This is a genomic window from Acidobacteriota bacterium, from assembly GCA_030697165.1.
Taxonomy (GTDB): domain Bacteria; phylum Acidobacteriota; class Vicinamibacteria; order Vicinamibacterales; family UBA2999; genus 12-FULL-67-14b.
On the sequence record JAUYQQ010000010.1, the window covers coordinates 301,110 to 308,823 of the forward strand.

General features: G+C 66.8%; 5 protein-coding genes. All 5 read left to right on the forward strand.

Features of this window, described 5'->3' with window-relative positions:
• The first annotated feature begins 17 nt into the window (after positions 1 to 17).
• The 5 genes from Q8T13_11365 (at position 18) to Q8T13_11385 (ending at position 7,572) form a co-directional block, all read left to right on the forward strand.
• Positions 18 to 1,394 (forward strand): pitrilysin family protein, encoded by a 1,377-nt coding sequence (locus Q8T13_11365; GenBank protein MDP3718354.1) that lies wholly within the window; start codon positions 18 to 20, stop codon positions 1,392 to 1,394.
• The gene (locus Q8T13_11370; protein MDP3718355.1) at positions 1,391 to 2,827 is read left to right on the forward strand and encodes a pitrilysin family protein; all 1,437 of its coding nucleotides are present in this window, start codon (positions 1,391 to 1,393) and stop codon (positions 2,825 to 2,827) included. Before Q8T13_11365 ends, Q8T13_11370 begins: the two co-directional genes overlap by 4 nt.
• Before the next feature lie 76 nt (positions 2,828 to 2,903).
• The gene (locus Q8T13_11375; protein ID MDP3718356.1) at positions 2,904 to 4,193 is read left to right on the forward strand and encodes an aminoacetone oxidase family FAD-binding enzyme; all 1,290 of its coding nucleotides are present in this window, start codon (positions 2,904 to 2,906) and stop codon (positions 4,191 to 4,193) included.
• Between the two features lie 67 nt (positions 4,194 to 4,260).
• A complete protein-coding gene (locus Q8T13_11380; protein ID MDP3718357.1) occupies positions 4,261 to 6,696 on the forward strand; it encodes a prolyl oligopeptidase family serine peptidase in 2,436 nt (811 codons plus the stop codon).
• 9 nt (positions 6,697 to 6,705) lie between these two features.
• The gene (locus Q8T13_11385; GenBank protein ID MDP3718358.1) at positions 6,706 to 7,572 is read left to right on the forward strand and encodes a hypothetical protein; all 867 of its coding nucleotides are present in this window, start codon (positions 6,706 to 6,708) and stop codon (positions 7,570 to 7,572) included.
• Positions 7,573 to 7,714: the final 142 nt, after the last annotated feature.

A 7,714-nucleotide genomic window follows, 5' to 3' on the forward strand; every position in this document is an offset into this window, starting at 1 on the left:
TGCGCTAGACTGGGCGGATGACGCGTGCCCGCTCGTCCCAACTCCTGTCCCTGGCCGCCGCGGCCCTGGTTCTCATCGGGCCGTCACCCGTTGGCGGCGGCGCCGCCCTCCAGGCGCAGGCGCTCAGTGTTCCTTACACGCAGTTCACCTTGCCGAACGGGTTGAACGTGATCCTGCACCGCGACACCAGCGTGCCGGTGGTCGCGGTCAACCTGTGGTACCACGTCGGCTCGTCGCACGAGCGCGTCGGGCGCACCGGCTTCGCGCACCTGTTCGAACACATCATGTTCGAAGGCTCCATGCACGTGCCCGAAGGCGCCTTTGACACCTGGCTCGAGGCCGCCGGCGCCAACAACAACGGCTCGACCAGCACCGATCGGACCAACTACTACATTGACCTGCCGGCCAATGCCCTCGAGCTGGCGCTGTTCCTCGAGTCGGATCGCATGGGTTTCCTGCTCGACGACAAGGCCCCCGGCAAGGTCGACGGCCAGCGCGACGTGGTGAAGAACGAAAAGCGTCAGGGCGTCGACAACCAGCCGTATGGCCAGGCCTTCGTCGAGCTGTCAGCGCTGCTCTACCCGCCGGGCCACCCCTACAGCTGGCCCGTGATCGGCTCGATGGAAGATCTCTCGGCCGCCAGCTTCGAAGACGTGGCGCGCTTCTTCCGCACTTACTACGTGCCGAACAACGCCAGCCTGGTGATTGCCGGGGACATCGACCTCGCGAGCACGCGCCAGCTCGTGGAGAAGTGGTTCGAGGATGTGCCGCGCGGCAAGCCCGTGGAACCGCTGTCGCCGCCGACGGCGGTGCTCGACGGCGTGAAGCGCAAGACCATTACCGACCGCGTGCAACTGCCGCGCCTCTACCTAGCCTGGCACACACCGGGGCTCCTGAAACCGGGCGATGCGACGATGGACATCGTCGCCAACCTGCTGAGCAGCGGCAAGAACTCGCGGCTGTATCGCCGGCTGGTGTACGACCTGCAGATCGCGCAGGACGTCGCGGCCTTCCAGCAGTCGCAGGCGCTTGGCAGCAACTTCGTGATCATCGCGACCGCGCGGCCGGGACAGACCCTCGACCAGCTCCAGGCGGTGATCGACGAGGAACTGGACAAACTGCGCAAGGAAGCACCGGCGGCCCGCGAGATGACGCGCGCGCTCAACCAGACCGAGGCGTCGTTCTACCGCAACATGGAGCGGGTCGGCGGGTTCGGCGGCAAGGCCGATCAGTTGAACGCCTACTTCAAGGCGGCCGGCACGCCGGATTACTTCGAGCAGGACCTGGCGCGCTACCGCGCCGTGACCGCAGCCGACGTACAGGCGGCGGTGGATCGATACCTGCCGAAGGATCGTCGCGTCGAGCTCAGCGTGGTTCCGGGAGACAAGAAATGAAGAAGACGCTGACCTTGTTTGTGGCGCTGGCCATCGCGGCCTCGGGTTCCCTTTCGGCGCAGCAGGCCAACCGCAAGCAGCCGCCGCCAATTGGCCCGGCCCCGGCGCTGAAGCTGCCCACCATCCAGAAGCACAAGCTGTCGAACGACCTCTCCGTGTGGATCGTCGAGCACCACGAAGTACCGCTCGCGCAGATCAACCTGATCGTGCGAGCGGGCAGCGCCGCCGATCCGATTGGCAAGTACGGGGTCGGCAGCTTGACGGCGGCCATGCTCGACGAAGGCGCCGGTTCGCGCTCGGCACTCGACCTGGCCGACGCCATCGAGTTCCTGGGCGCGAACCTCTCGACGGCCAGCTCCTTCGATTCGTCCGCGGTGCGCATGTCGGTGCCGGTCTCGAAGCTGGCCGAGGCGCTGCCGCTGATGGCCGACGTGGCGCTGCGGCCGACGTTCCCCGCTGACGAACTGGATCGGCTCCGCAAGGAACGGCTGACCGGCCTGCTCCAGGCGCGCGACAACGTTGCCGCGCTCATCCAGTTGGCGTTCCCGCGCATGGTGTTCGGACCGACGCATCGCTACGGTACGCCGGCCAACGGACTGCCGACCACCATCGAAGCGCTCACGACCGATGACGTGAGGGCGTTTTACCAGTCGCATTTCCGTCCCGACAACGCGACGCTGCTCGTCGTGGGCGACCTGACGCCGGCGACGGCGCTGCCCATGCTGGAAAAGGCATTCGGCGGCTGGAAGTCCGGCGGCATGGCGCCGCTCGTCGCCCAGGTGCCGAACGCGCCGCAGCTTGGCAAGCGCCAGGTCTACCTGGTCGACAAGCCCGAGGCCGCGCAGTCGCAAATTCGCATTGGCTGGGTCGGGGTGGCGCGCTCAACGCCTGACTACGCGGTGCTACAGGTGCTCAACACCGTCCTCGGCGGCTCGTTCACCTCGCGCCTCAACCAGAACCTGCGCGAGAAGAACGGCTATGCCTACGGCGCCAGTTCAGGGTTCGACATGCGGCTGTCGGCGGGCCCGTTCCTGGCCGCCGCCGGCGTGCAGACCGACAAGACGGCCGACGCGTTGCGCGAGTTTTTCAACGAGCTGAACGGCATTCTCACGCCGGTGCCGGCCGAGGAGTTGGCCAAGGCCAAGAACTACGTCGCGCTCGGCTTTCCGGGAGAGTTCGAGACCACTGGCGACATGGCCCGCAAGCTCGAAGAGCTGGTCGTCTACAACCTGCCGGAGGCGACGTTCAGCGACTTCGTGCCGGGCGTCACTTCGGTCACGGCCGCCGACCTGCAGCGCGCTGCCGCCCGCTTCATCCAACCCGAGAAGATGGCGGTCGTCGTGGTCGGCGATCTGAAATTGATCGAAGGACCGATTCGCGCGCTCAACCTGGGTCCGATCACTCACGTGACGATCGATAGCCTGTTCCGGTAGCGCTCAACAGGAGACCAAGAGATCGGGAGGAATGTTTTTTCTCCTGATCTTCTGATCTCCTGTTTCAATGTAGCTCGTGAACTCGATTGCTGTCATCGGCGGCGGCGCTGCCGGGCTCGTCGCATCGGCGTTTGCCGCAGCCGGCGGCGCCGACGTCCTGCTGATCGAACGCACCGCCGATGGCGGCCGCAAGATTCTGATCAGCGGCGGCGGTCGCTGCAACGTCCTGCCCTCGCTACTGGCCCCCGAGCGCTTCGTCACCGACTCGCCCGCGCACCTGCTGCGCGGCATGCTTCGGGCCTGGCCGCTGCACGAGCAGCGCGCGTTCTTCGAACACGACCTCGGCATTCCCCTCGCCCTCGAGGCGGAGTCGGGCAAGCTGTTTCCCCGATCGAACCGGGCCAAAGACATTCGCGACGGCCTCGTGGCCTTCGCGCGCGCGCGCGGCGTCCGCATGCAATTCGGCACCGCGGTGACCGGCCTCGCCGCGGCTGACGCCGGGTTCACCATCGCCACACCGGATGGCCCCGTCCACGCGTCGCGCGTGGTGCTGGCCACCGGCGGGCTGTCGGTGCCTATGACCGGCAGCGACGGCACCGGGCTGCGCATCGCGACCGAATTGGGCCACCGGATGATCGACACTTATCCGGCACTGACGCCGCTGCTCGGCACCGGACACGACTCGCTGTCGGGCGTATCCCTCAACGTGCGGCTGCGCAACAAGGACGGCAAGCGCGTCATCGAAACATCTGGCGGCTTCCTGTTCACGCACCGCGGCTACAGCGGCCCGAGCGTTCTGGATATTTCTCATGTAGTGACGCGCCCGGGTTCCAATGTAGCGTCCGGCTTTAGCCGGACCAATGTGGCGTCCGGCTTCAGCCGGACCATCAGAGCGCACTGGTCCGAACTGTCTGGGGCCGCGTGGGAAAAGGAGTTCGACGTGCCCTCGGCTCTCGTCAGCACCGTGATCGCCAAGCACGTGCCGGCGCGGCTGGCCGAACAGCTGATGATCGAGGCCGACGTGCCCACCGGCCGGCGGACCAGCGCCCTGCGACGAACCGAACGGCTCGCGCTGATCGAGCGCCTGACGTCGTACGAACTGCCCATTACCGGCGACGAAGGCTACAAGAAGGCGGAAGTCACCGGCGGCGGCGTGGCGCTGGACGAGGTGGAGCCGCGCACGCTCGAAAGCCGGCGGCGCCCGGGTCTGTACTTCTGCGGCGAGATCCTGGACGCTTTTGGCCCGATCGGCGGCCACAACTTCGCCTGGGCATGGGCGACCGGCCGTGCGGCTGGGCTGGCCGCCGGAAGGACGCCGGGTTCATTTTCCCTGGCAACGGCGGAAAATGAACCCGGCGTCTTATGATTTTCGCCCGGCCGGCGGCCGTATACTCGATTCCGAAAATCAACCCGGCGTCCTGAGGAACACTGTCATGCGTTACCGATTGCTCGCTCTCGCCACGCTCGTCACCTTTGGCTCGATTGCGGTGTTTGCACAGGCGCCCGCGCAGCCGGCCGCCTCGGGCTACCTGCTTCCGCCCAAGGCCATTGTCGACATTCTCGACGCGCCGCCGCCGCCGACGGTTGAGCTCAGTCCATCTCGCGACCTGGTCGCGCTGCTCGATCGCGCGAGCATGCCGACCATCGCGCAGCTCTCGCAACCGATGCATCGGATCGCGGGCATTCGCGTCAACCCGAGAACCAACGGCCCTCATCGCGCGCAACTGTCACGCGCGATCACGCTGAAGTCGATCGCCGACGGACGCGAGCTGCGGGTGACGACGCCGCCTAGTCCAATGCTGTCCTGGATCGGCTTCTCGCCAGACGGCAAGCGCTTCGCATTCACGCAGCAGCGCGACAACGGCATCGAACTGTGGATCGGTGATGCCGCCACTGGGCAAGCCAGGTCGGTGACCCCGGCGCAGCTCAATGCGGCCCTGGGCGCTCCCTGCGAATGGGTCGGCGATGGCGGCTCGATGCTCTGCGAGTTCATCTCGCCCAGCCGCGGTGCCACGCCGACCATGGGCGTGCCGACCGGTCCCAACATCCAGGAACATCGCGGCGGCACCGCGCCGGTCCGCACCTACCAGGATCTGCTGACCAGTGCGTATGACGAGTCGCTCTTCGACTACTACGCGACCAGCCAGCTGGCCTTTGTGGACGCGGCCAGCGGTCAGCGCACCGCGGTCGGCACCCCGGCGGTCTTCGTGACGGCGGCGCCGTCGCCTGACGGCCAGTTCATCCTGGTTCGGCGCGTGCAGCGGCCGTACTCGTGGCTGGTGCCGTACCAGAACTTTGCGGCCAGTGTCGAGGTATGGAATCGGCAGGGCGCGCCGGTGAAGCAGGTCGCGCAGTTGCCGGTGGCCGACAACGTGCCAAACGGCGGCGTGACGGCCGGGCCGCGCAACTTCCAGTGGCAGCCGGTGGCGCCGGCGACGGTGGTCTGGGCGGAGGCGCTCGACCATGGCGACCCGAAAATCAAGGTGCCGCATCGCGACAAGGTGGTGGCGTTAAGCGCGCCGTTCACGGCCGCGCCGTCTGAGATCGCCCGCACCGAATATCGGGTCGGCAACATCTCGTGGACCGACGGTGGCGCGGTGCTGTTGACCGAGAACGATCGCGCACGGCGCTGGACGCGCACCTGGGTGATCGACCAGCCGGGCGCCGCGCCGCGCAAGCTGTGGGACCGCAGCCAGGAAGATTCGTACGGCAATCCCGGCGCGCCGCAGCGGCATGCTCGCGCATCCGGTGTCTCGACCATCCAGCAGAACGCCAACTCGATTTTCCTCGCCGGCACCGGCGCCGCGCCGGAGGGCGCGCGGCCGTTCATCGACCGCCTCGACCTCACCACGCTCAAGAGCGAGCGCCTGTTTCAGACCACCGGGCGTTCGTACGAGACGGTGATCGGCGTGCTGTCAGACGACGGGTCGAAGATCCTCACCCGCCACGAGACGCGTAGCGATCCGCCGAACGTCTACGTGCGCGATCTCAAGGCCGGCACCCGGGTGGCGCTGACGTCATACGCGGATCCGGCGCCGCAGCTCAAGGGCATTCAGAAACAGCTCGTCACCTACAAGCGCAGCGACGGCGTCGAGCTGTCGGCGACGATTATCACGCCGCCGGGCTGGACGCCGGCTCAAGGGCCCTTGCCGACGCTGCTCTGGGCCTATCCGCGCGAGTTCACCGATCCCGCCAACGCCGGCCAGGTCACCGGCTCCGCCGATCGCTATACGTCGATTAGTGGTGCGTCGCACCTGTTGTTCCTCACGCAGGGGTACGCGATCATCGACGACCCAATCATGCCGATCGTCGGCCCGGGCGAGACGGCGAATGACACCTACATCCAGCAACTGGTGGCCAGCGCGCAGGCCGCGGTCGACCGCGCGGTCAGCCTCGGCGTCACCGACGCCGCCCGCGTCGTCGTCGGCGGTCACAGCTACGGCGGTTTCATGACGGCCAACCTGCTGGCGCATTCCGACATCTTCCGGGCCGGCCTGGCGCGCAGCGGCGCCTACAACCGCACCCTGACACCGTTCGGGTTCCAGAATGAGCAGCGCACGTTCTGGGAGGTGCCGCAGATTTACGCCGCGATGTCGCCGTTCAATTACGCGCACAAGATCAACGAGCCGATCCTGTTGATTCACGGCGAGGCGGATGACAACAGCGGCACGTTCCCGATTCAGTCGGAACGCCTCTACATGGCGCTCAAGGGCCACGGCGCCACGGTCCGCTACGTCACCCTGCCGCACGAGGCGCACGGCTACGTCGCGCGCGAGTCGGTGCTGCACACCGTCGCGGAAATGCTGAACTGGGCCAACGAGTGGGGCAAGAGCGCCAAACCCCGCACGACAGCAACTCAGCAGCAGTAGACTTGGGGCTTGCCTTCTTACCTCTCGCAACTGCGCAGTGACCCCACCAGCGTGATCGCCGTCGAGCTTCGCCCACCCCGGGCGGAGCTCGAGTCGGCCGAAGGCATGGACGCGTGGATTGATACCTACCACGCCATTCGCTCGCTGACGCGCCACGACGTGCGCGTGATGGTCACCGACAGCGCGGTCGGCGCGCAGGAAGAGAACAACCTGCGCCACCTGGTGAATAACCTGGGCGACACGGTCGGCCGCCACCAGATCATCCCGTTCCTCACGACCAAGCATTCGCTCGAGTTCTGCCTCGCGTATGCCGACCAAACCGCGCAGAACGGCTTTCCGTCGCTCGTGGTGCTCGGCGGCGACAAGCACGTCGGCCGGCCACGCTGCCTCGAGCACGCATGGCGGCTGCGGCAACTGATCCGCGAGCGTCACCCGGAGCTCGAACTGGGCGGCTGGGCCAATCCCATTGCCAACCCGCAGGGGCAGGTGGATTTCCTGCTGGATCCGCACGTCAGCGCCGATTTCTACCTGACGCAGATCGTCTCGCATCACCAGGCCGGCCACATCAGCGCGTTCCTCGAGGCCGGCCGCGCCGGTGGGCTCACCATGCCCGGCGTGTTCGGCGTGTTCTACTACCGCAGCGCCAACACCAAAACGCTCGAGATGTTGAGCCAGTTCCTGCCCGTGCCAGTTGACGAGTTGACGGCGGAGTTCGCGGCCGGCGCGACGCCGATCGATGTCTGCGCCCGCACCATCCGATCGCTAGTCGACCTCGGCGCGAAGCATTTCTACGTGAGCAACCTGCCAACGAAGAAGACCGCCGCGACGCTGAACGCGGTGCTGGAAAAGGCCGGCGTCACCGTCACGGCCCGCTAAGAAACACAGCCACCGATTAGTCACCGATTAGTCGCAGATTCTCCAAGGCACCTGGCCCGCGGACGGCCGTCGGCCGTCCGATGACGAGCGAAGCGCGGATCCGAGAGAGCGGTCAAAGAAGTACAGGCTCTCTCGGATCCGC